Here is a 22,944-nt window from a genome sequence, read left to right on the forward strand (position 1 = left end):
GGCCCGGCGCGCGCATGACGACGGCGGCCATCGATGAGCGGCTCGGCACAGACCCTGCGGTCGCAGTGGCCGTCCGGGAACTCGTCGATGCCCGCTACCTCGTGGCTCCGGACGCGGAGATGGTCGAGCTGACGGCAAGAGGCTTCGGCGCGATCCAACCTGGCAACTCAAGAGCCAGCTTGGGCGGTGCAACGGACTGCTTTTCAGGAGTACCGTATCCCATCAACGGATGGGGCTTTCGCATTGGCCAAGCTGAAACCACTCCAATCATCGAAGCGTATTTTTGGGTACTGGAACGTATCAGGGAGCAACAGTTAAGGCAGCAACAGTTCAGGGAGCAACAGTTAAGGCAGCAACAGTTCAGGGAGCACAGTCATGGCAAATGGACTTTGTGACGTATGTGGGTTGCGGCCTGCAACGGTTCGGGCGCAGGTCGTGAGCAACGGGCAGCGCCAGACCATGGAGCTGTGCGACGTCGACTACCGTCGCCTGGCGAGGCAACAGCGATCGAGCTCGCCGCTGGAGTCCCTCTTCGGCCGGCGTGGCAGCCTGTTGGACGAGTTCTTTGGCAGCGATCCCTTGGGGAGCGATTTCTTCGGCGGAAGCCCCTCCGGAGGAGCCGATGACCAAGCCTACGATACGGCACCGGAAGGCGGGGGGCGGGCCATTCCGGTCCGCTCGAGCCGGGGGCGCGGCCGGGGTGCCGCAGCCGGCGTCGCCGACCGCCTGAGCGGGCATGCGGAGGAGATCCTCCAATCCGCCGCCCGCCGCGCCGGTGAGTTCGGCCGCAAGGAGGTCGACACGGAGCATCTGCTCCTGGCGCTCACCGAAAGCGATGTCGTTCGCACCATCCTGGACCAGTTCAAGGTCTCCCTCGACGACCTGCGCAACCAGATTGTCCAGGAAAGCCGGAGGGGCGACGGTGAATTGAAGGAAGGCGACGAGATCGGCGTCTCGCCCCGGGTGAAGAGCGCCCTCTCCCGCGCCTTCTCGGCCTCCAACGAGTTCGGCCACTCCTATGTCGGCCCGGAGCATCTGCTCATCGGCCTTTCCGAGGAAGGCGAAGGCATCGCGGCCGATGTGCTGCGCCGCTACGGCCTCACGCCCCAGGCCATCCGCCAGCAGATCACAAAGGTGGTCGGCCGTGGCGCCGAGGAAGGCCGGGTCGAGGCGCCCAGCAACACGCCCAACCTCGACAAGTACTCGCGCGACCTCACCAAGCTCGCCCGCGAGGGCAAGCTCGATCCGGTGATCGGGCGCGCCCGCGAGATCGAGACCACCATCGAAGTGCTGGCACGGCGCAAGAAGAATAATCCCGTTCTGATCGGCGAGCCCGGCGTCGGCAAGACTGCCATCGTCGAGGGCCTCGCCCAGCGCATGGTGGCCGGCGAGGTGCCCGAGGCGCTGTGCAACAAGCGCTTGGTCGAGCTCTCGATCAACTCCATGGTGGCCGGCTCCAAGTACCGCGGCGAGTTCGAGGAGCGGGTTCAGCAGATCCTGAAGGAGGTCACCGAGCGCGAGGACGAGCTGATCCTGTTCATCGACGAGATCCACACCATCGTGGGCGCGGGCCAGGGCGGCGGCGAAGGCGGGCTCGACATCGCCAACGTGTTCAAGCCAGCACTCGCTCGTGGCGAGCTGAACCTGATCGGCGCCACCACGCTCAACGAGTACCAGAAGCACATTGAGAAGGACGCGGCCCTGGAACGCCGCTTCCAGCCGGTGTTCGTGCCCGAGCCGACGGTCTCTCAGACGATCATGATCTTGCGTGGCCTGCGCGACACCCTGGAGGCGCATCACAAGGTCACCATCACGGACGAGGCGATCATAGCGGCGGCGGAGCTGTCCGACCGCTACATCACCGGTCGCTTCCTGCCCGACAAAGCCATCGACCTGATCGACCAGGCTGCCGCGCGGGTGAAGATCTCAACCACCGCCCGGCCGGTCGACGTGCAGGAGTTGGAAGCCGAGGTGCGCCAACTCAAGCGCGAGCAGGACTATGCCGCCTCGCGCAAGCAGTTCGACCGGGCCTCGCAGATCCAGTCCGAGCACGACGCCCGCAACAAGGAGCTGCAGGAGGCGACCGAGCGTTGGCGGCGCGAGCGGGGCTCGGCTTCCGCCGAGGTGCGCACCGAGCACATCGCGCAGGTGGTTTCCAAGCTCACGGGCGTTCCGGTTAATGAGCTCACCACCGAGGAGCGCCAGCGCCTCGTAAAGATGGAGGAGCGCCTGCACCAGCGGGTGATCGGCCAGGAGGAGGCGGTTCGAGCGGTGAGCGATGCGGTGCGCCTCGCCCGGGCCGGCCTGCGCGAAGGGCGTCGTCCCATCGCGACCTTCCTGTTCCTCGGCCCCACAGGCGTCGGCAAGACGGAGCTGGCCAAGGCGCTTGCCGAGACGGTGTTCGGCGAGGAGGACGCCATGATTCGCCTCGACATGTCCGAGTACATGGAGCGCCACGCGGTGGCCCGGCTGATTGGCGCGCCTCCCGGTTATGTGGGCTATGAGGAGGGCGGACAGCTCACCGAGCGCGTGCGGCGGCGCCCGTACTCCGTGGTGCTGCTGGACGAGATCGAGAAGGCGCACCCGGACGTCTACAACGTCCTGCTGCAGGTCTTCGACGACGGGCGGCTCACCGATGGCAAGGGCCGGGTGGTGGACTTCACCAACACGATCCTGATCGCCACGTCGAACCTCGGCTCCGACATCATCCAACGCCACCTCAACGTGCGTGGCACGGCGGAAGACGATCAGGCCCGCCTCAAGCGCGAGCTGATGGACGTGCTGCGCGGCCATTTCCGGCCCGAGTTCATCAACCGCATCGACGAGATCATCGTCTTCCATGCCCTGAGCCGGAACGAGATCCGCTCGATCGTGGAGATGCAGCTCGAACGGGTGAAGCGCACGGCGCATGGCCAGGGCGTCGAGCTCGTCATCGACGGAAGCCTGATCGACCATCTGGCGGCGGCGGGCTTCCGGCCGGAGTTCGGCGCCCGCGAGTTGCGGCGCCTGATCCGTTCGGAGCTTGAAACCCAGCTTGCCCGCGCCATGCTGGCGAACGAGGTTCACGAGGGCGACCGCGTGCTGGCACGCTGGGACAGCCACGAGCAGAAGGTGGTGCTGGAGCCCCAGCCTAAGGCGGAGGGTGCGACGCAGGCCGACGGCGAGGCCACAGCCGGCCATAGCAATGCAGTCGAGGTGGAGCGGGAGGCCCAGCGTGGGTCCGGCGACGAAGGCCGGACGGCGGCCGAGTAAGACGTCGGGTGCACAGCGACACGCCGGAGCACATTCCACGCGCTGTATCAGTCCTGCCCAGGTCTGATACAGCGCGTCGACCGCCCCGTCCCTCCAGGGCTGCGTATTGGGCGCAGCCCATGGAATGGGACCTTGTAACGGACGACGTGCCTTCGCTCCCGCTTGGTTCCGCAGCCGTAGGGCGGGGTCACGCCGGGCGTTCAGGATGAATGCGTCCCCAGCGATATCGAAACTACGCTGGTTTGAGGCCAATGACGTTGACGATGTTCTTGATCCCCTTCACATCGCGAATGGCCTTTTGAGCCAGTTCCCTCTGGTAATGCCACTCCACAAATCCCTCGAGCGAAACATACCCGTCGTTCACGATCACCTTGACGTCGTCGGCGACCGACGGGATTTCACGCTTGATCGCGGCGACTGCCTCCCGGGCGATCTCAGGGTCTGTCCGTTGATCCCCTGTGGTCCGTCTCACCTGAATGTTGTTTGCTAGGCCACGGACTCCTTTTACGCGTTTCGCTGCGCGCTGCGCGTAGTATCGGTCCAACCATGAGTTGCCGAACCCTGCGAGTGTAACAACACCGCCCTTGACGGCAACCGCGATGTCTGAAGGATCGACAAGACACACATCGCGTTTCATCTCGATCTCAACATCGTTTCTGATCTCTGCATCAGTCTTCATTTTGTTGGACCCGACCTGGGGCTTAATTGTGATCGCGGACCTTCTTGTCTGGGTCGGCGCCGGGCAGATGGCACGGCTTTCATTCAACGACGTCGTCACGGGGCTCCTTGAAAGCTGCCAACCCCGCCTGCAGCGGAGCGAGCGCCGCCCCTGACCAGGGGGCGGCGCCATGACCGCCTGGCGCTGAGACGCCAATGATGGGCAGAGCCGGCAGTCTCAGTGTCGAGACTCTTCGCGTCCGCGCGTGGTGATCGCCACCACTCGTCCCCGAGCCGGTCCCTGGTGGCCGGCGGACCGCACGAGCCCCTGTCGCTCCAGGGCCGCCACAACGGCGTAGGTCGTCCCCAAGGGCAGGCGCAGACGAGATGATATGTCCTGGACCGACGTACGCGTGCGCTGAGCTACCTCCTTCAGCACGTCGGCCCCATACTGCCGTACGGCTCGCCCGCCGCGGCCGAGGCGACTGAGCCGGCCGAGCACCGGGGCCCGGGACAGGAGGAACTGCGTCGGGGTCCGTGCCGCAAGCCCCCTCAGGGCGCCTGTGCGCCAGGCCGCAAAGGCAACAGCGCCCACTGCGGCCCCGACCAGCGCTCCCAGGAGGAGGCCGGATGAGGGCACGTTCCATCCGCCGTGCCGCGCCCGCAGCGCCTCGATGTTTTCCTCCACGTATTCGTGGCGGAGTTCGCGCACCTCCTCTTCCCCCAGGAGCTCGCGCGCCAGCGGCAGGAGCTCCTGCTCCTCGCGATGGAAATGCCCCTCGATCAGGGCGTCCAGATCGCGGAACCTCTGGGTCCACTCTGGGCTCCCCTTGTCCCGCATGCGGGCGAGTTCGCCGAGCCAGCGCTCGATCTCCTCATGCTCGTGCTCCAGTTCGGCCACGAGGTGTTCGGCCCGGTCGTGGTCCTCAAGCGCATCGTAGAGGCTCTCTTCCTCCGCCTCCAGGTGCCGCCGCAGCTCGGTATCGAGATCGCTGAACAGGCGTTCCCGGCTCCGCACGCCGCCGTCCGGAAAGGCCCGGGGGATCTCCCCGCAGAGGTCCGCGATGTTGGCATGGTCGTTTGCAATCAGCTGCCAAAGGTCCATTGCGCCGCTCCTTCAGTCGAAAGCACGTAATAACGGGAGGAAAACACGAGCAGTTCCGGCCAGTCGCCAAGCGCGGGGTGCGACCCGGAGACGTCGCGCACGCCCCAGCCATGCCCGAGATGATCGTCTCTTCACCCGTTGTAGCGACCGCGTCGACGCGGTCTACCGCCCTCTCCTCCCTTGATGAACCCAGAAACGCCTACGAAGTTTTATGGGTCGTTCGACCGTTGCTTCGATCATGGCTGAAGGGTGACCTATGATGGAAGGTGACATCTGGCTGTGGGTGGCGTTCGCTGTCCTCGTAGTGGGGCTCCTCGTGCTCGACCTCGGCGTCCTGCACCGGGAGGCTCGCGCCATCGGTGTCGGGGAGGCCCTGTGGCTGAGCCTGGGCTACATCGTACTCGCTCTCTTGTTTGCCGGCGGGGTGTATTGGTTCCTCGGCCGGCAGGCTGGTGTCGAGTTCCTGACCGGCTATTTCATCGAGAAGTCGCTCTCCATCGACAACATCTTCGTCTTCGTCCTGATCTTCTCCAACTTCGGCGTTCCGGCCGCCTACCAGCACCGGGTCCTGTTCTGGGGTGTGCTCGGCGCGCTGGCGCTCCGGGCCGTGCTGGTCTTCGCCGGCGTCCAGCTCCTGCACGCATTCGCCTGGATGACGCTGGTCTTCGGCGCGTTCCTGATCATTACAGGGATCAGGATGCTGTTCGCGGCCGAGGGCGAGCCCGATCTCCAGAACAACACCGTCCTGAAGCTCCTCCGCCGCCGGCTACCGGTCACGGAGGATTACGAAGGGACGCATTTTCTGGTCCGGCGGAACGGCGCGCTGTACGTGACGCCGCTGTTCCTCGTGCTGGTGATGGTCGAGTTCACCGACTTGGTGTTCGCCGTCGACTCCATCCCGGCGATCCTGGCGATCACGCAGGACCCGTTCATCGTCTACACGTCCAACGTGATGGCGATTCTCGGGCTGCGGGCGCACTACTTCGCGCTCGCCGGGATCGTGAAGCGGTTCGTCTACCTCAAGTACGCATTATCGTTGATCCTCGTGCTGGTCGGCGTCAAGATGACGGTGAACCATCTCTATGGCGGCAAGATCATCCCTACCGAAGCGGCATTGCTCGCCACAGCCATCCTGATCATCGGCGCAATCGGGCTGTCGCTGCTGCGGACGCGCGGCCTGAAGCCCGAGGATGAGGTCAAGATGCCCACCGGCTGGGTGCCGGGCAGCCGTTCCCAGGCAGACGGGAAGCGTCGGGCGCGCCCGACGCCGGAGCGTGCATCGCAGTCGTCTTAGACGACGCTCCCTATCGGTTTGCCAGGCCGACCGGAGCACATCATGCCACCTTCCATGAAAAAGCCGAGGCTCGAGCTCCGCTCAGGCAGAAGGGGCGTAACTGGAATGTTCCAGTACTTGGCCGGCCATCCTATCCATCATCCGGAACCGCACCCAACAGGAGGAAGCTGCCGGACCGATCGGCTATGGGCAAGCGCGACGAGCGAAGATTGACCTGGGTCGTATACCTCATTGGCGCGCTCTGCCGCTGACCCGCAAATCCGCAGGAGCACGGCTGGGCGGTCAGATCAGTCAGGCGAGCCGGCCGAACCACGCGTTGGAGACCCGCTTAATACCAGAGGCCGGTTGGGCGCCAATGAGGCCTCCGTTGCGGAGGACCTAAGCGCGAAGGCAGGATAACAGGTCCCGGGTACAGTTCCTGCTCGATGGGGCGTGATCCCAAAGCCAACAATCGCTCGATGCGCCTGTGTGTATCCGGATGCGTTCGCAGCAGCGAGGGATGGGGAATGCGCCGGCCCGGAAGGAACAAGGTCTCCAGCAGGCCGCCCTCATAGCGTTCCAGCTTTGCCAGGGCCGACGCAAGGCCGAGCGGGTCGCCCGTGAGCCCCGCCGCATCCAGGTCGGCATCATATTCCCGCGTCCGCGAGAGGGCGAGCTGGAGCAGACTGGCGAGCGCCGGCGCAAACACGAGAAGGATCACCAAGAGCCAGAGCACGAAGTTCCCTTCGAGCAGCAGGACTGGCAGGCTCGCCAGAAAAAGGATCACGCCGGCTAGGGACATTGCGGCAGTCATCCGGTTGACGACGTCGGCGAGGGTCATGATCCAGAGGTCGTTGTTGCGGATGTGGCTGACCTCGTGCGCAAGGACGCCTGCCAGCTCGCGCAAGGTGAGATGCCTCAGGAGCCCGTCCGTGACCACGATCGCCGCCTCGCCCCGCCCGCCAGTCGCGAAGGCGTTCATCATTCGGCTCGGCACATAGTAGAGCGCGGGCGGCTGCGGGAGCCCGGCACGATCCGAGATCAGCGCGAGAAGCTGGAAGAGCGCTGGCATCTCGTGGGGTACGATCGGCACGGCCCCGTACATGCGCAGGATGAGCCAGGGTGAGACATAGGGGGTGAACAGAAGGCTGATGCTGCCGGCGAAGAGCGCCCACGCAATCCCCTCCCCGCCTGCGATGATCCAGCCGCAGGCCGCCAACAGCGCTCCCATGCCTCCGATCAGGAGCATTGACTGGATGCGGTTCCGGCGCTTGTGGCGAAGGCGCTCACGTTCATTCAAGGGGCTGATCATGGCACGTTTGTATGAGTTAAGCAGGACTTGCCGTTTTGTAAAACTGGAAAGGACGACCCTGTGACGGTAACCCGGGCCGACTGAAAAGTGTCATGGGCCGCGAGGCAGAGAGCGCTCGCTGTTTCCTCCTTCCGGCGGTTTGGACCTCAACGGGCGAGCGGCGAAGCGGTGTAAGGGCAGACGTCACAACGGGACTCGAAGTAAACAGATCCGTCTGCTCTCGCCTGATCCCTCCCGAGGAGGTCATGTTCATGAGAGCGCCGTTGTGATCCTTGACCTCAGGCGTCCGCATCACCACCTGGACGGGTGTGGATTCGCGCATCGGAGGTGCGCATGGAGGTCTCGCGCATACTGATTGGGCAGGGTCTCCTGCTCGTGCTCGCAGGCCTGCTCTGGCCGGTACTGGAGAAGCTGGGCTTCGGCCGCATGCCGGGGGACATTTTGATCCAGCGGGATGGCCTGTCGCTGTATATGCCGCTGGCAACCAGCATCCTTGTGAGCCAGATCCTCAGCTTGGTCCTGTGGGCGATTAACCGCTGGTCCTGAGCAAAGGCAGAGCGCCGTGCGAGGCCCATCAAACCTTCAACAACCGAACGGTGAAAGGTCGCTGGCGCTCCAACTCCCGGTGGGCGAGCCGCGACTTCGGCGTCTCCGAGGGCCTGTGTCGACGGAAGCCCAAGACGCCATACATAGTCAGACCTTGTGGTAGCGGGAGGGACGTTCCCATGGCGATCAAAGACGTCGTTGTTGTGTTTGACGCAAGTTCCAGAACGGTTGGTCCTTATGCGGCTTCATTGGCCTCCGTGCTTGGGGCGCACCTTACGGCGACGATGCTCGTGCACGATCCGACAGCGAGCGTCGCTTGGCCAGAAGCATCCGTCCCGCTGCTGACCTCGGTTCTTGAGGCCTCGCGGGAGGAGGCGCGTCGCACCCTTGAGGGGTTTGCTACGACAGCCCAGGGCCTTGGCGTCGCCGTCGAGACCGAGCCGGTCGAGGTCACGCTTGGGTTGACGGGCCGTGCGCTCGGCCCTCTGGCACGACACTTCGATCTCGCGGTGATCGAACAGCCGAACCCGGACGCGCCGGGCGACCGGGAGATCATGGTGGAATCGGTCCTGTTCGAATCCGGCCGACCTGCCCTGATCGTCCCTTACGCGCCGATCGCACCGTTCCGGCTCGAGACCGTCCTGGTCGCCTGGGACGGCAGCGCCACGGCGGCGCGTGCGCTCGGTGACGCGATGCCGTTTCTGGAACGAGCCAAGCGGGTCGAAATTCTCACGATCGCCGATGAGCCGAGCGAGGCCGAAACCTCCGGCCAGAGAATGGTCCGCCACCTGGAGCGCCACGGCATCGATGCGCAGTTCCGCAGGCTTCCCAGCGCCGGGGACGTCGCGAGCACCCTGTCGTCGCACGCCTTCGACGCACAGGCCGACCTCATGGTGATGGGCGGCTACGGCCACTCCCGCGTGCGCGAATTCATCTTGGGCGGGGCGACGCGTGGAATCCTCGAAACCATGACCCTGCCGGTGCTCATGTCGCACTGATCCGGCCGCCAATAGCACGCTGCCGCGTCCCTAAAACCGGCCGAACTTGGCGCAAGGGGATCGCGGCGCACGCTGCCACGCCAACCATGGATCGGTCAGGGGACGCTCCGGCGTCCAAGCGGGTAGGAGCCGCCGAGATCTCAGGGCAGCCCTCGGGCTGGGGGCCTAAGCTCGCCATCATTCCAAACCGTTGAGCTTGGCTGCTCATTGAGCCTGGAATGAGGTCGGCGGACTGCGGTGCCTGACGGAATGAACGACGTCGATTGAGCACTCGCTTAGAGCCGATCGCACAGGTGGAGCGTTTCCGGCCTGTCACAGGGAAGAAGCCCATGCAGGATGTCACCCGTAGCCCCTCGCGTCGGGCGGGAGCCGATCGGCAGCCGACCAGAACCCCTCTGTTCCTGTTCGCGACCGGCATCGAGAACAGCTATCCCACCATCCAGAACGGCCGGGTGCGCCGGGATCAGATGGAGGAGTGCGGCCATTACCGCCTGTGGGAGCGGGACTTCGATCTGCTCGAGGAGCTGGACGTCCGCTTCCTGCGCTATGGTCCGCCCCTCCACCGCACCTTCCTCGGCCAGGGCCGGTACGATTGGGAGTTCGCCGACCTGACGTTCGCCCGGCTGAAGGAGCGCGACATCGTTCCCATCGTGGACCTGTGCCATTTCGGCGTGCCGGACTGGATCGGAAACTTCCAGAACCCCGACTTCCCGGCGCTGTTTGCGGAATACGCCGGCGCCTTCGCGCGCCGCTTCCCATGGGTCCAGCTCTACACTCCCGTCAACGAGATGTTCATCTGCGCCACGTTCTCGGCGGCGACCGGGTACTGGAACGAGCAGCTGAAAAGCGACCGGGGCTTCGTCACCGCCCTCAAGCACCTCGTCAAGGCGAACGTGCTGGCCATGCACGCCATCCTGGAGGAGCGTTCCGACGCGATCTTCATCCAGAGCGAATCGACGGAGTATTTCCACGCCGAACACCCGCAGGCGATCAAGCCCGCGGAGATCCAGAACGCCCGCCGGTTCCTCTCGCTCGACCTGAACTACGGCCGCCCGGTCAATTCGGACATGCACGAGTTCCTGCTCGACAACGGCATGACGCGGGAGGAATACCATTTCTTCCTCAACAGCAACCTGCGCCACCACTGTATCATGGGCAACGACTTCTACCACACCAACGAGCACCGGGTGGACCCCGGCGGTCAGATCCGCCCCGCCGGCGAGGTGTTCGGCTACGACGAGATCACGCGCCAGTATCACGACCGCTACGGCCTGCCGGTCATGCACACCGAGACCAACTTCGACTAGGGCCCGGAAGGGGACGAGGCGGTCGACTGGCTGTGGAAGCAGTGGGCCAACGTCCTGCGCGTGCGCAACAACCGTGTGCCCATCGTTGGCTTCACTTGGTACTCGCTCACTGACCAGATCGACTGGGACGTTGCCCTTCGCGAGCAGCGGAGCCGGGTGAACCCGCGCGGGCTGTACGACCTTGACCGCAACATCCGGCCCGTGGGGAAGCCTACAAGAGGCTTCTGTCCCAGTGGCGCGAGGTGCTGCCGACGCAGAGCGTCTGCCTGTTCGTGCCAGTGGTGTTGCCGAGCGAGTATGACGAACCCATGGCGGTGCGACGGCGCGAAGGCTGGCGTCGCTATTATCGCAGCGAGATGAAGGTGAAGAAGGCGGACAGGTAGGAAAGACGCCGGGGATTGAATCGCCGTAGGCCCCTCTTTGGATGCGGAACGAAGGCCACCCCCACCGAGTAGTCCTGACCGCTCGAAGCGGCCCATTTGAAGACCCCTCCTTCGGGCAGCTTCATCGCAGGAGGAGCGCCCCCTCATCCTGAGCTTGCTGTGATGGCGGCTTCCATCAGAGTAGGTCATTACGGCTTTCAGCTTCTATTCTCTGGATATTCTCGTGATGAATCCGCGCACTTGCGCGACCCTTCGCGAGTTGCTCGGGCGTGGAAATGAACACGGAAAGCTCGCCAGACCAGGGGCCGAGGCCCTCGATGTCGAACTCGACTCTGAGGTTCAATCTTTGCCCTTCCAGCTCGAAGGTGGGCACTTCAACGCGGTTTACCCGGTTCACGCATGCAAATGGCGTCGACGGTCCGTGTGCGCACTTCTTAATGCTGGGGATCGATGAAAGCCGGATCATTTCCATCATCGCCAGACGCTTGAACCACGGCGAGTCCTTATACCGCCAGTACAGGTCCGACAGATCGCTGCCATCCCTGATGCGAGCGAACCAGGTGCCACGCGCCATCCCCAAAGCACGCTCGAAATTCTGAATGTAGGCGTCCATGCCTGAGATCATGCGCCCGGTTTCCGCACACATGCCGACAGCTTCAGCAGTCGCGTCTCGGCGCGGGGCGGTCTGCTGCAGGCGAAACTGCACCTCGTAGGCGCTGCCCATGCGCTCAACGTTCGGCGCACCGTCCAGAAGGCCGCCGTACCCCAACTCGTTCATCAGGATGTACCGCTTTTCCGGCAATTGCCTGTCGAACTCGTGAACCAAGGCGAGGAGGTCACGCGAAGCCCCCTCCACGAAATGGGAGAGCCGCACGCGCATGCCGGCCGGCCCCGAGCCAAGGATGTGGCCGACCGCAACGATATCAGACCCGATCGCTACGAGATCGCCTTCTGCTTCGCTTCCATTGTCGCCTAAACGGCAGGAGGCTTCATGGTCGCGTCGCATCTGCCGCAGAACCTCGACGCTAAAGCGCTCTTGATCGCGATCGATCAAGACACTGCAGGAGGCGCACAGCCATATTCCGTTGTCGATGTGGGAACGCTCTTCAGGGGTCATGTTCGGGTCGTAGCGGCGAGCTCCCGGTCCGGGTGCGGCCGCGCAGATGTGCGCTGCAATCCCTATCATCGCTACGGCGTCCGGCCTTTCATCGCTGGGGCCGACAGTCGAGCGCTTGCAGTAGGAGCATAGGTAGCCCGCTCGTAGGGCGAGATCGTTCTTCGTCCGTTGGTTAAAGTCGTCTCTGATGCGAGTCATTTTGAGGAGCGCTCATCTAGGAACGGTCTAGAAATAGGTTCGTAGTTTCGATACTGCGATGGGGCGGAGTGGATTCCCCTGTGCGGCAATGAATTGCACAATCCCCTGAACTCCAAAGGTTTAGGCCAGATGGGCGGCGACCGCGCGCTCAGCAGCAGACGTGTTCACGGCCACCCGTCAAGGCACCAACGTTGGTTGTCGAGGGCGGTTTGGCAAGCAAGGCCGCTTGGAAGCCATACATCAGGAAGGGCCACTTCTCACAGGCGGATCAAACCTGATCCCGCGATCGCTCTAGCGGGGGTATGACCGTAGTCTCGCCGGAGCGAAAAGTGTCGCGCGTCCACCCGGAAAGCTCGATGCGGTTGCGACCGGATCACTTCGCTCGGTAAAGCGCCTCATCGGCCTCCGAGTACACATTGTCAAATGATCCCGACGGCTCGCGCACGGCGACACCGGCTGACAGGGTCACATGGATCTTCGCACTGGACGTGACGATCGGCGTCGTCTCGACGGTTCGCAGGAGTTCGCCCAGTCCCGCAACGATCTGCTCCACCGAAGCCCTGGGCGCGATGAGGGCGAACTCCTCTCCACCAAGACGGCCGACCATGCCGTACGCGGACAAGCGGGTCGTCATGAGGGCTCCGACTGTCTGCAGAACGGCGTCGCCGGCCTGATGCCCATAGGTATCGTTGACGGTCTTGAATTGATCGATGTCGACGATGGCAAGGACCATCGGATGCGATGCCAAAGCTTCGCTCGTCTCCATGAGGAAGCGCCGGTTTGGCAATCCGGTGAGCACGTCATGCTTGGCGCGGTGCTCGTTGTCGCGCTCCGCGCGCATGGTGGAGATCAACATGGCGCTGAGGCGGTAGACGGCCTTGCCCATAGCGTAGAGGTAGAAGGGGATCTGAAGCGCCGTCAGCAGCATGATCGGCTCTCCCGACCACACAGCCCCGAGGCAGGTTGGACCGAAGCTCAGCGCGATCATGGCCGAGGCCAGGCGGGGCGCGGCGAAGTTTCGGAAGCAGATGCCGCCCATCATCGCGGCTGACGAGAGACACGCCAGGGTGGCGACGACCCAGTCGCCGCTCAGCAAGCTCATGAAGGTCCCCGCCCCCACGCCGAAAGCCCACAGGAGGGCTAGGACAATGTAGAGGTCCGTCGGGGTCTCGCGACGCTGGTCGGCCGCCCGGTAGGCCGCCAGGATCAGGTATGTGCGCGCGATACACAGGATGGCCTCGAACGCAAACCACACCAGGAAGGGCGCTTGAGGCTGGCGGAGCGCGATCAACGCCGACACCAAGACGGTGTTGACCACACCGCCGATGAAGATCGGCAGGGTCCCATAAAGGGTTGAGATCAGGGCCAAGCGGATCTCGTAGGGGACCTCCTGGATCGGATCGGCCAGCCAGCGCGTGATCCGCCATCTGGGCAGGCTGAAGGTGCGGGTCTTGTCGATCATAGGGCCAGCCTGTGCAGGCTTGAGAACGCGGCTTTGCACCTCGCTCGGGTCCCGGTTCTCCAGCCACAGCGGAGACCCGGAACCTATGCGCCGACCTCAATGCCTGCCCTTAAGGGTTGAACTTGTGCCTTGTGAAGCGGATCTGTTAACGCAGTAAGGCTGATTTGTGTCCTAAGACCGCCCTATCCGGTTTATTGGCTGGACTCCATCCTGACAAGTCCTGGCCCTTGTCGATCTCCGCTCAAGAGCATGTGGGCGAAAGCAATAATGTTGTTTAATAGGTGAGCGGCTCCGACTGGATGGTTGGCCGCCCTCCGTTTGGTCATCGTCTGGTGCTGGCGTCCGATACCCTGCAGCATCGGGCCGCGTTCGGGCTCCTGACTAGGTCAGCCGGATGTTCGATGCTCCGGCAGCGCCGCAGGGGCTTGTCGAGCCACCCTGTGGGGCGATCTCGGAAAATGTACTGCTCCCGCAATCGCAACGCACCCGGTTTGGGGTCCAGGCAGCTCACGCTGAAGCCAGCCGTTCATCCCCGCCGGAACAGGAGCATGATCCTCTGCGCCACGTGAAGAGCCGGCTTTACCCGGCAGTTGCGCGAGAGGGTGCATCCGACGTCGCTCACGGAACAAAAGGCGCGTCGACCACCTGCCACATCAGCGGTAGATCGAGTTCGACGGCCGCGATCGGTCCGCCCACCTGCCTCCCCATGGCGTTCCACAGGTCATGCTGGATGGCCTCCACCAGGACAGGTGCCCCCGATCGCCCCTCTAATAGGTACCGGGGGAACAAGGTGCGCGGTTGCTGGAACCGGAGAACGCCCGGCTGCACCGGGCCGTGGAAGTAGTGCACGTCGACCACGCCGCGCGTCACAATCTCCAGCTCAACCTCGTATGGGATCGCCGTCAGGTGCGCGCGCACCCGGAATATCTCGAGCGTGAAGAGCAGTCCGAAGATTTGGGCGAGCACGTGCTCGACCGGGAGAACGGCAGGGTCGCTCACGCTTGGCGCGCGCATGAAGATGCTCTCGACGATCCCGTCGCCGCGTACCAGCTGCTGGTGCAGGTAATCTTCGGGGCCCCCTCCCGGCGCTCGTAGCCCCATGCGCGCAGCGCAGGCCGGAAGAACTGTGGTTCTGTCAGGGCCGGGAAGGACAGCCCCTGCCCGCTTCCTGCACGTATGACGGGGCCGATCCCCAGCTTCAAATCGGCGCGGCCGGTCACGTTCGCCAAGGCAACGGGCAGGATCGGCACCGCCGTACAGCGGATTGCGAAGCCGGTCGGGATCGGCTGGTTCGGGGCCCAGCCGGAGATGTTGAGCTTCGACGCCCGGTCCGAGCTGTAGGCGTTCCAGACCTCGCCGAAAGCGTCCCGGCGTCCGGCGAAGAGACGCTCGACGGTCTCGCTGGTCCGCGCACGCTCCAGGGTGATCGTCTGGATGTCCAGCATCCCGACGGGCAGCGAGCTCGACCCGATGCGGCGGTAGCATTTGCGCTCGGTCCGGTTCCAATGGGGCGCCAGGGGCGAAGGCGCCACCCGGACGACGAGGACGCCCTCCCCTGTGGCCGGATCGGTCACCACCGGCGTGATTTCGGGCGACAGCAGACGCGGCTCGACGCAGTCCCGCAGGACGCTCTCGAACCTGGCCGCGAGTTCCCCGACCCGCGGTACTGGCGTGAGCGCCGCCGAGCGTTTCGGTTCGTCGTCGCTTTCTTGGATGCCGACGTAAAGCGTGCCGCCGAACGAGTTGGCGAAGGCGACGAGTTCCTTGATCAGATCGTTCTGCCCATCGCGCGTGAGGTTCCCTTCCGAAGCCCAGGGGCCCGAAACCGCCTGCTTGAACTCGGTCACCGGATCTTCCAGAACGCCGGCGGTCGCCAACGCCGCGACGTCGCCGGCAGTCAGTTGCGCGGGAGCCTTGGCGAGGATGGTGTCGATGGTGGACGTCATGATGCCCTCACAGGACTGGAACGATTGCCGCATCGCCCCGGTGGTGGCCGGCGCGGGTGGAAGGGTTTAGGGCGGCGGTGGCCTTTCCCTCTTCAGCGGCCATTGCCCGTGGCGGCCCCGCATCGCCCCGCGTCCGTTCACGGACCCGAAGCCGGTTGGCAGAGATCGTGGCCTGCATGAGGTCACTTGGCATTGCGCTTCCGGGTGCATGGCCGGGTGTAACGTTCGATGAAGGCGGCCGGGACGAACCCGTGCTGCTCGAGAAGCGCTCGGATCCGCTTGATGTCGCTGCGGACCTCCTCGCTCGCCAAAGCCGTGCCGAACGCTTCCACCGCCTTCTTCAGCTTGTCCAGCTTCTGGGCTTCGATCACGCGCAGCCCCTCAGGGGGAGAGGACGTGGGATCCAGCACGCGCACCGGGTGGATGATGACGGGGACGCCGGTCGACGTCCCATACTGGCTTGCGAACCAGTTCAGGGACCCCGCGAGCTGGTCGACGTCGCTCTTTGCGATCTCGTCTGATGCCGAGCCGCTTTTGCATTCGATGACGAGGAAACCCGCCTCGTCCGAGAGGGCCCACAGATTGTCGGGGCCGCGCCTGAAATCGCGCTCCGGCCGCTGCGGCACGAAGCCGAGCAGGTGGCCCAGGTCGTGGACCGCGCTTTCGAACCCCTCCACGGCGCGCGGATCCGAGGTGAAGACGAGGCGCTCGACGATGTCGCGGACGTGCAGGCGCAGGGCCGCGCCGGACGCTTGCGCGCCGGCGAACTCCTTCACGCGCTTCGCCTGGCTCGCTCCGGCCGCGGTGACCCGGTCGTAGAGCGCGCCTTGGACCGGCTGGAGGACCTGGCGGTTGAATTTGCGCGCGTCGCCGAGAAGGCGCTGCGCGTCGGCCTTGTCGTAGAGGTTCGCGATCTCCGCGGCCGCTGCGAGGAGCCAGCCCTTGACCATCGGCTCGTCCTGGGCGCCAGCCGCCGTCTGGAGGACCTTCACGGCCTGCGGCTCGCGTCGCTCCCGCGCGAGATCGAAGGCCTCCCGCAACGCGAGCTGGACCGGATCCACCCGCAGGACGTCGTTGGCTCCAATGTCCGCGAGGGCTTTGCGGTGGACCGCGATCCAGCCCTTGTCCCGGCTTAGGCAGGCCTGCGCGGCCTCGTCGATGGCGGCGCGCCCGCCGGCCTTGATCTGCTTGGCGAGCTTGCCCGAGAGCTCGAGCTGGGCGCGGCTGGCCTGTCCGAGTAAGGCCTTGCCCTCGTTCGAGAGCAGGCGCCGGACGAGGCGCGTCCCGAAGAGGATCACCAGGCAGTGGTCCCCGTTCGAGCGGATGCCCCGGCCCATGCCCTATTCGATGCGTTGCATCTGGCGCCGCAGCCCCGCGCCCTCCTCGCCGAGGCCCGTGGTCTCCACCCGCTCGACGAGGCTCTCGCTCTCAGGCAAGTCCACCAGGGCGAGGACGCGGCAGGCATCGTCGGGGAGATCAATTCCGTCATAGCGATTGACGAGGACCACGAGGCCGACATGGCCTTCGCGCAGCCGGCGCAGGCCGGCTTCGACCGCGCTGCCCTGCAGCACCGCATCGGCGATGCCTTTCCACTGCTTGGCGGCCTCGGCCGACGGAACGATGACGACGGCGTTCCGGCGCTTGGCGAAAGCCTGCATCATCGCCTTGAGATCTGTGAGGGAGAACTCAGGGTCGAGCTCCTGCGGCATGAGGATCATGCGCTCGCCCAGGTCGCCGGCCGACGCCGGCGCGATCGGGCCATTCAGGACAACAGGGTCGGCACCGAAGTCGGTGACCAGTACGCTGTCGTCGGCCAGGGTGGCGGTCATGTAGATCCGCCGCCGGGCTCCGGCCGCGGCGTTGACCACGTCCATGGGCACGCAGGGCGGAGCGATCTCCAGGCCGCGCCCGTCGATGACGCACCGGCAGTGCGGCAGCACCTCCTCGATCAGGTCCAGCTTGAACCGCAGGCCCTCGTCGTCGCGGTGACGGAAAAGGAGCTCGCCACCTGCTCCTGCTTCTCCTGCCAGGCCCAGAACGGCACGGTCAGGTAGGACGGCTTCGCGTCGCCGTTCGTGATGCGGCGGAACGCGCTCGCGCTCTGGGCCTTCAAGTCGCCGCCGAACAAGTCCAACAAGGCCGCGTGCAGCGAGTGGCCGGCGGGCAGCGCGATACGGAACTGCTCGCGCACCTTGTCGAGGCAGGCATGGGCGTCGTCGACCACCAGTGCTCCGACCCGCTTCTTGGTGCCGTCGCGTCCGACGCCGAACACGGAGCGGCCGTTGACCAACTTGAGGACGTTGACGACCAGGATCGCCTCGCCCGACGCGAATCCCGGATCGTCCGCGTCCGTCGTGGTGGCGATGCCGAGGAGGTCAGCCTCCTGCACCACCTGGCTGACGAGGTAGTTGTCCGGCACCAGGTAGACGGCCGGCCCGACACCCTCGGCGAGGCTGCTCTGCAGGATGAGGAGCCCGACGCAGGTCTTGCCGCTGCCGACGTTCATCTTGATCGCGAGGTCGCGCTCCTCGCGCCGCTCGTACCAGATGTCGAGCACCTGACCCTGGACGTCGCGGAGATAGCCGAACTCCGGGCTCTTCCCGGGCAAGGCCGCAAAGATTTTCTTCGGATTGGTCACGACCTCCTGGTCGTCGTCGAGAAGCGCCTGAAAGTCGATCGTCATATAGCCCCTTGCCCTGCAAATGTCGCTGAAACATGCCGCTGGAGCAGCCTTGCTTCGCCTCTGGTTTCGAGGGCGGCTGATGAGCCAATCATCATGGCAATTTCGCGACAGTCGCTCTCGATCCGGCGGCAGCCAGACCGGCAGGCATCGTTTGGGGCAGCGGGGGGTGTCGAGGACGCTGTGGACGTGCAGCCCGATGACCACTCTCGATTCGGCTACGCCTGCGCGAGGGCAGCCCTGGCACTGCCGCGTCCGGTGCATCAAGGACGGGACCGGCTGGCAATCGGTGGCCGCCGACCATCAGGATGGGCCGCAGCGGGGCGTGCGAAGATTCGGTTGCCCTGGGTGGGCGCCAACAAGGTGGGATTGGAGCGACATGACGACGGCGGGTTCGACCTCAGGCGAGCTTCACGACGCGACGCCGCCATGGCTGAAGGCCATGGAGCACGGCGTCTTGGGCGAGACGCGCGCCCGCGCCTTCCTGCTCGAGCGCTTCTGGGTGCTGAGCCGCTCCGTCGACGTCGACGGGGCCGACTACCTCATCCAGCGCCGGCTCACCGCGAAGACCTTCCTGGACATGGAGCCGCCTCGCCTAGGCGTCGTCCAGGTGAAGTTCATCCAGGACGGCGGCACCTACATCACGCTGCCCAAGAGCTACGTGGCCGGCCAGGCCGGCCAACCATTCGGTGAGTTCTTTCTCTTGGTCTGTTCGGGCCACGAGGACGAACAGCGCATGTTCCTGCTGTCCGCTGCCGAGATCATGCGCGAGTTCACGGAGAAGGAGCGGGACGGCAAGGCCGTCCTGACGCTCAAGGGCTCCGATCTCCTCGGTGGGACAAACTATCGCGTCCTGCTGCAGGGCGCCGCGCTGAGCAAGATCGAGCATGCCCTGACCATCGCGGACCTCTTCGCCAACCGTCGCTTCCTGTTCAGCAGCGGGTACGTCGATGTCGACCAGAGCCACATCGACCATGACTACCTGCTGCCGCTCGACAACGAATGGGGCAGCATCAAGCAGGAATTCTATCGCAACAAGATGAAGCTCCAGTCCACCCTCTACGAGATGGAGAGCGTTATCAAGGCGATGGGAAAGATCCTGCGCTTGACCGATCCTGACGAGGCATGCCGTCTCTATCATAGTCATATCGCCCCCCACCTCGTTTCGGACGGGTGGAAGACGAGCCTGTCATTCACCTGCGACGCGTTCGAAGATGAAGACTTCCAGATCACGATCCGGAAGCACAAGGAGCGCTTGGCCAAGCTCCGGGAGCTGAAGGTGGAGAGCAGCTACTTCGCCCTTCTCGCCGCCTATGAGGCGGCGATGCGGACCCAGGTGCCCGCCGTCGTGGCTGCCGGCGGACGCGTCATCCGGGTCGCGGTGACCTACGCCCCGGAAGATCTGTTGAACCCGAGGGTCTACGTCACGGCGCAGGCGGGCCCGGCGCCGACACACGCGATCCAGACGTCGGACCGGGGCCGCCAGACGCTCGCCTTCGACCTGACGCGGGTGCTGCCCGACATCTCCCTCGAGGCCGGGTCCGCGCCGGCCGATGTTGCGGCCGCCGTAGAGAAGCAGCTTTACCTCCTGCGGCGCCCGTTCCAGGCCGAGTTGGACAAGCTCTACCTGGAAGAAGACCCCGCCGTCTTCTGGACGGAGTGAGCGACCATGAGGCGGCGGCGCAGCCGTCCCAATCGGTCCGCTCCCAGTTCCGCGCGTCCACTCCTCGAGCCTGCCCGCAACGACACTGAGCCCACCGATGCCGGGCCGGGATCCGCGTCGCGTTTCCGCACCGTGCAAGCTCTGGCTTACCGGGGCGTCTACTTGGGGACGGCGAGCTTGACGAAGATCGAGCCGGACCGCACCTCTCCCGAGAGGCCGTCGACGTAGCGCACCTGGAACCAGCCCCCACGCACGTCCAGAAGCTCCAGCAGGTGCCCCGGCGCCAGCTTGTCGCGCGAGCGGGACTTCGTCGTCGGGAGTTCCCTCACATGAGCCGTGCGGGCCACCGCCAAGCGGACCGGCTCCTTGGGCGAGGCGGCTTCATCGTTCTGCCTTGCGATCTCGTCCCGGATGTCGGAGAGGCGGGTTTCCGCGACGGTGAAGCCCTTCTCGATGGCCCTGCTGGTGGCCTCCTGGTCACCCGAGCCGCCGTAGTCGTTCGCAAGCGCCAGCATGGCTACCAAAAGGGCGAGGAGATCGATGATCGACTGCCGCTCGATCCACGACTTCGCCCGCGCGAGGTGATGGACGAGCGTCGCGGTGTCGGACGTGAACCGAGCTCCACATTTTCGCAAGAACGGCACACTCCGTTTCTGCTAATTGCCACCGGCCATGCTCGCCGAACCTAAACGTTCCGTAATTTTGTTTTGGGCCATGTGCCTCATTTGGGGGGCGACATGGATCGCGATCAAGGTCGGCGTGGCCCTTGTCCCTCCCATCCTGTTCTCAGGAACCCGGTTCGTGATGGCCGGCGCTCTCCTGCTCGCCTACCGCTGGGCTGCGGGCCACCCGATCACCATCCAGCGGCAGGACTGTCCGCGCTTGACCGTGGCAACCCTGTTCATGGTGACCCTCACCTATGCCCTTCTGTTCTGGGGCGCCCTTCATGTGTCCTCCGGGCTCGCGGCCGTCATTGACCTGTCGTTCCTGCCTGTGGCGCTTCTCGCCTTCGCGGTTGCCCTCGGAGAGGAGCAGCTGCACAGCCGTCGGCTCGGCGCTCTTGTCCTGGGCATTTCAGGACTGCTCCTCCTCTTCGGCCCCAAAGCTTTTGTCGGACAGGATAGCTCCACCCTTGAGCTCTGGGGTGGGGCCGCGATTGCCTTGTCCGCCCTCATCTACGCTGCTGGATCGGTGCTCGCACGCCCGCTCCTGCGCCATTACCCCAGCACCTTGATCTCGGGGCACACCCTTCTCTGGGGTGGTGCCCTGACGACGCTCGCGGCACTCGCATTTGAGCCTGGTGCCTCGGACGCCCTGCCCCCCCGCTGGAATGCCTCCGCGTGGGCATCGTGGCTGTTCCTCGTGCTGGGCGGCTCAATCGCCGCCTACACGATCTATTTGAAGCTCGTCCGGGATTGGGGCCCCTCCCGCGCCGGTGCATACTGCTTCGTCTCGCCCGCGATCGCGGTGCTGCTCGGGATGATTGTCCTGAATGAGACTGTGACGCCCCACGAGTGGGCAGGCATGGCGATCATGCTCGCAGCCGCGTGGCTCGCCATCCGCAATGCCCCTGCCTTTGTCCCGGAGCGACCCATGTCGCAGGAAATGGAGTAAATGAATGGAGTTTCACAAAGGCCGGTTGATTGATCACGTGCATCTACGCGTCTCAGACCTCGACGCTGGCAAGCGCTTCTATAAGGCCGCCCTCACGGCTCTTGGCTTTTCGGAACTCTTGGAGGGCGACCACTTCCTCGCGGCAGACGAACTTTGGATTGACGAGGCTGATAACGGTCCTGTCTCACGAGTTCACCTCGCGTTTCAAGCACCGTCGCGGGAACATGTCGTCGCTTTCCGTGCGGCAGCACTCAAGGCCGGGCGACGAGATAACGGATTACCAGGAGAGCGGGCGTGGTACCCCCGCTACTTCGCGGCATACGTGCTCGATCCGGATGGTCACAACATTGAGGCGGTGCATCATGGACCAGTCGAACGCTCCGTCACGTCGGTCGTGTTCCGCCCCACCGCGCTCTGACCCAAGGTCGGCCAACATGTCGATCCGTGCCATCAGATCGTCATTCGGAAGCCAAGACCGACTGTTCCACGGGAGTTCTACGTGAAGGTTGTCCAGCTCGACCACGCCTTCCAAGCCCAAAGCGCTTCACCCCAGGAGCGGGAAAGCTATTTCAGGCTTTTCAACAGCAGCGTCGTTGCGTTTCGTTTGCGGACCCGCCGGCTGGAGGTCGAACCACATGGCGGGGGCTTCAGCATCAAGACCGTCTTCTCGGGCCAGGAGCGGTACTGGTTTGACGGCAAGATTTCAGTTGTATGTCCCGGTGAGGTTCTCCTGGTCAACCCCGGAGAAACCTACGCCAGTGAGATCCGGACGCCTGCCGAGACGGACAGCTTCTCCTTGTTCTTTCCCCGGCGCTGGCTCGAAGCTGAAATGGTGGCGGGGCGTGCTCAAGCCCTGAAGCATGCCTTGGATCAAGGCCTGTCGTCTCTCAGCCTTCGGAGCGCTCCGCAGCTGCCGCAGGAGTTGCGCAGGCTCGCCGAAGCGCTCGCCTCTGGAACGGACCCGCTGGCTCTTGAGGAACAGATGCATTGCGTCTCGGCGTTGGCATTCGCGTTCGGCCATGAGCTCGCCCAAGCCGTTGACCGGATCGACGCGGCCGACAAGGCGACTCGGGGCGAGCGCCTGCGCCGCGTGCTGCGGGCCCGGGAACTCGTGCACGCCAGCGTGGCTGCGGGCGTGTCGCTGGCTGACTTGGCAGCCGCGGCGTGCATGTCCGAGTTCCACTTCATCCGCGCCTTCCGGGACGCCTTCGGTGTCACGCCTGCCAAGTACCTCGAGCGGCTAAGAATGCAGCAGGCTCATGCGCTGCTCCAGCGAACGGACCTTCCGGTCACCGAGGTCGCCCGTCGCTGCGGATACTCAAGCCTGTCGGCATTCGGCCGCGCCTTTCGGCGGGCCTGGGGCAAGCCCGCCAAGACCCTGCGCCGATGATCGCCCCGCGCTCCCCAATCCTGCGCCCGATCTCAGGTTTG

General features: G+C 64.8%; 21 protein-coding genes. 10 read left to right on the forward strand and 11 right to left on the reverse strand.

Annotated features, from left to right (window positions below; all coding sequences use genetic code 11):
• Window positions 1-14 precede the first annotated feature (14 nt).
• Window positions 15-395: a hypothetical protein gene (locus L879_RS24055; protein WP_051435127.1), complete on the forward strand. Its 381-nt coding sequence runs from the start codon at window positions 15-17 to the stop codon at window positions 393-395.
• Complete coding sequence (locus L879_RS0107375) at window positions 376-3,252, forward strand: ATP-dependent Clp protease ATP-binding subunit (protein WP_027315538.1); 2,877 nt, start codon at window positions 376-378, stop codon at window positions 3,250-3,252. Before L879_RS24055 ends, L879_RS0107375 begins: the two co-directional genes overlap by 20 nt.
• A 232-nt stretch (window positions 3,253-3,484) precedes the next feature.
• On the opposite strand, the gene L879_RS20845 is transcribed toward L879_RS0107375, so the two are convergent.
• Window positions 3,485-4,030: a BON domain-containing protein gene (locus tag L879_RS20845; protein ID WP_051435128.1), complete on the reverse strand. Its 546-nt coding sequence runs from the start codon at window positions 4,028-4,030 to the stop codon at window positions 3,485-3,487.
• 117 nt (window positions 4,031-4,147) lie between these two features.
• Window positions 4,148-5,014 carry a hemerythrin domain-containing protein gene (locus L879_RS22675; protein WP_051435129.1) on the reverse strand — a complete coding sequence of 289 codons (867 nt, stop codon included), beginning with the start codon at window positions 5,012-5,014 and terminating at the stop codon, window positions 4,148-4,150.
• A 256-nt stretch (window positions 5,015-5,270) separates the two neighbouring features.
• Here L879_RS22675 and L879_RS20855 point away from each other — a divergent pair, with 256 nt between their 5' ends.
• Window positions 5,271-6,308, forward strand: a complete 1,038-nt coding sequence (locus L879_RS20855; protein ID WP_210163809.1) for a TerC family protein — start codon at window positions 5,271-5,273, stop codon at window positions 6,306-6,308.
• A gap of 328 nt (window positions 6,309-6,636) precedes the next feature.
• Here L879_RS20855 and L879_RS0107400 read toward each other — a convergent pair whose 3' ends face one another.
• A complete protein-coding gene (locus L879_RS0107400; RefSeq protein WP_210163810.1) occupies window positions 6,637-7,587 on the reverse strand; it encodes a zinc metalloprotease HtpX in 951 nt (316 codons plus the stop codon).
• A gap of 345 nt (window positions 7,588-7,932) precedes the next feature.
• Between L879_RS0107400 and L879_RS0107405 the strand changes: the two genes are divergently transcribed.
• The 3 genes from L879_RS0107405 to L879_RS20860 all read left to right on the forward strand — a co-directional run bounded on the left by L879_RS0107405 (window position 7,933) and on the right by L879_RS20860 (window position 10,450).
• Window positions 7,933-8,145, forward strand: a complete 213-nt coding sequence (locus L879_RS0107405; protein WP_027315540.1) for a DUF2905 domain-containing protein — start codon at window positions 7,933-7,935, stop codon at window positions 8,143-8,145.
• Window positions 8,146-8,324: 179 nt separating this feature from the next.
• Complete coding sequence (locus L879_RS0107410; protein WP_035458960.1) at window positions 8,325-9,143, forward strand: universal stress protein; 819 nt, start codon at window positions 8,325-8,327, stop codon at window positions 9,141-9,143.
• 329 nt (window positions 9,144-9,472) lie between these two features.
• Entirely contained in the window at window positions 9,473-10,450 is a 978-nt protein-coding gene (locus L879_RS20860) for a family 1 glycosylhydrolase (RefSeq protein WP_245265183.1), read from the forward strand.
• 558 nt (window positions 10,451-11,008) lie between these two features.
• Here L879_RS20860 and L879_RS0107420 read toward each other — a convergent pair.
• From L879_RS0107420 to L879_RS22690, 7 genes are all read right to left on the reverse strand, one after another.
• Window positions 11,009-12,148 (reverse strand): HNH endonuclease, encoded by a 1,140-nt coding sequence (locus tag L879_RS0107420; RefSeq protein WP_051435131.1) that lies wholly within the window; start codon window positions 12,146-12,148, stop codon window positions 11,009-11,011.
• A gap of 373 nt (window positions 12,149-12,521) precedes the next feature.
• Complete coding sequence (locus tag L879_RS20865; RefSeq protein ID WP_051435132.1) at window positions 12,522-13,610, reverse strand: GGDEF domain-containing protein; 1,089 nt, start codon at window positions 13,608-13,610, stop codon at window positions 12,522-12,524.
• 618 nt (window positions 13,611-14,228) lie between these two features.
• A complete protein-coding gene (locus L879_RS0107430; RefSeq protein WP_027315543.1) occupies window positions 14,229-14,624 on the reverse strand; it encodes a hypothetical protein in 396 nt (131 codons plus the stop codon).
• Window positions 14,606-15,556, reverse strand: a complete 951-nt coding sequence (locus L879_RS0107435) for an AlbA family DNA-binding domain-containing protein (protein ID WP_027315544.1) — start codon at window positions 15,554-15,556, stop codon at window positions 14,606-14,608. Before L879_RS0107435 ends, L879_RS0107430 begins: the two co-directional genes overlap by 19 nt.
• Window positions 15,557-15,738: 182 nt before the next feature.
• Complete coding sequence (locus L879_RS22680; RefSeq protein ID WP_051435133.1) at window positions 15,739-16,893, reverse strand: hypothetical protein; 1,155 nt, start codon at window positions 16,891-16,893, stop codon at window positions 15,739-15,741.
• Between the two features lie 3 nt (window positions 16,894-16,896).
• Entirely contained in the window at window positions 16,897-17,496 is a 600-nt protein-coding gene (locus L879_RS22685) for a hypothetical protein (protein ID WP_051435134.1), read from the reverse strand.
• A gap of 8 nt (window positions 17,497-17,504) precedes the next feature.
• Window positions 17,505-18,239, reverse strand: a complete 735-nt coding sequence (locus L879_RS22690) for a DEAD/DEAH box helicase (protein WP_051435135.1) — start codon at window positions 18,237-18,239, stop codon at window positions 17,505-17,507.
• A gap of 376 nt (window positions 18,240-18,615) precedes the next feature.
• On the opposite strand from L879_RS22690, the gene L879_RS0107445 reads away from it, so the two are divergent.
• Window positions 18,616-19,899 (forward strand): hypothetical protein, encoded by a 1,284-nt coding sequence (locus L879_RS0107445; protein WP_027315545.1) that lies wholly within the window; start codon window positions 18,616-18,618, stop codon window positions 19,897-19,899.
• A gap of 158 nt (window positions 19,900-20,057) precedes the next feature.
• On the opposite strand, the gene L879_RS0107450 is transcribed toward L879_RS0107445, so the two are convergent.
• Window positions 20,058-20,534, reverse strand: a complete 477-nt coding sequence (locus L879_RS0107450; RefSeq protein ID WP_154664125.1) for an SH3 domain-containing protein — start codon at window positions 20,532-20,534, stop codon at window positions 20,058-20,060.
• 37 nt (window positions 20,535-20,571) lie between these two features.
• Between L879_RS0107450 and L879_RS20875 the strand changes: the two genes are divergently transcribed.
• From L879_RS20875 to L879_RS22695, 3 genes are all read left to right on the forward strand, one after another.
• Entirely contained in the window at window positions 20,572-21,513 is a 942-nt protein-coding gene (locus tag L879_RS20875; RefSeq protein ID WP_051435136.1) for a DMT family transporter, read from the forward strand.
• Window positions 21,514-21,517: 4 nt separating this feature from the next.
• Window positions 21,518-21,931 (forward strand): VOC family protein, encoded by a 414-nt coding sequence (locus tag L879_RS0107460; RefSeq protein WP_027315547.1) that lies wholly within the window; start codon window positions 21,518-21,520, stop codon window positions 21,929-21,931.
• A gap of 81 nt (window positions 21,932-22,012) precedes the next feature.
• Window positions 22,013-22,903: a helix-turn-helix domain-containing protein gene (locus L879_RS22695; protein ID WP_051435137.1), complete on the forward strand. Its 891-nt coding sequence runs from the start codon at window positions 22,013-22,015 to the stop codon at window positions 22,901-22,903.
• The last annotated feature ends 41 nt before the right edge of the window (window positions 22,904-22,944 follow it).

This window comes from Microvirga flocculans ATCC BAA-817, from assembly GCF_000518665.1.
GTDB lineage: Bacteria > Pseudomonadota > Alphaproteobacteria > Rhizobiales > Beijerinckiaceae > Microvirga > Microvirga flocculans.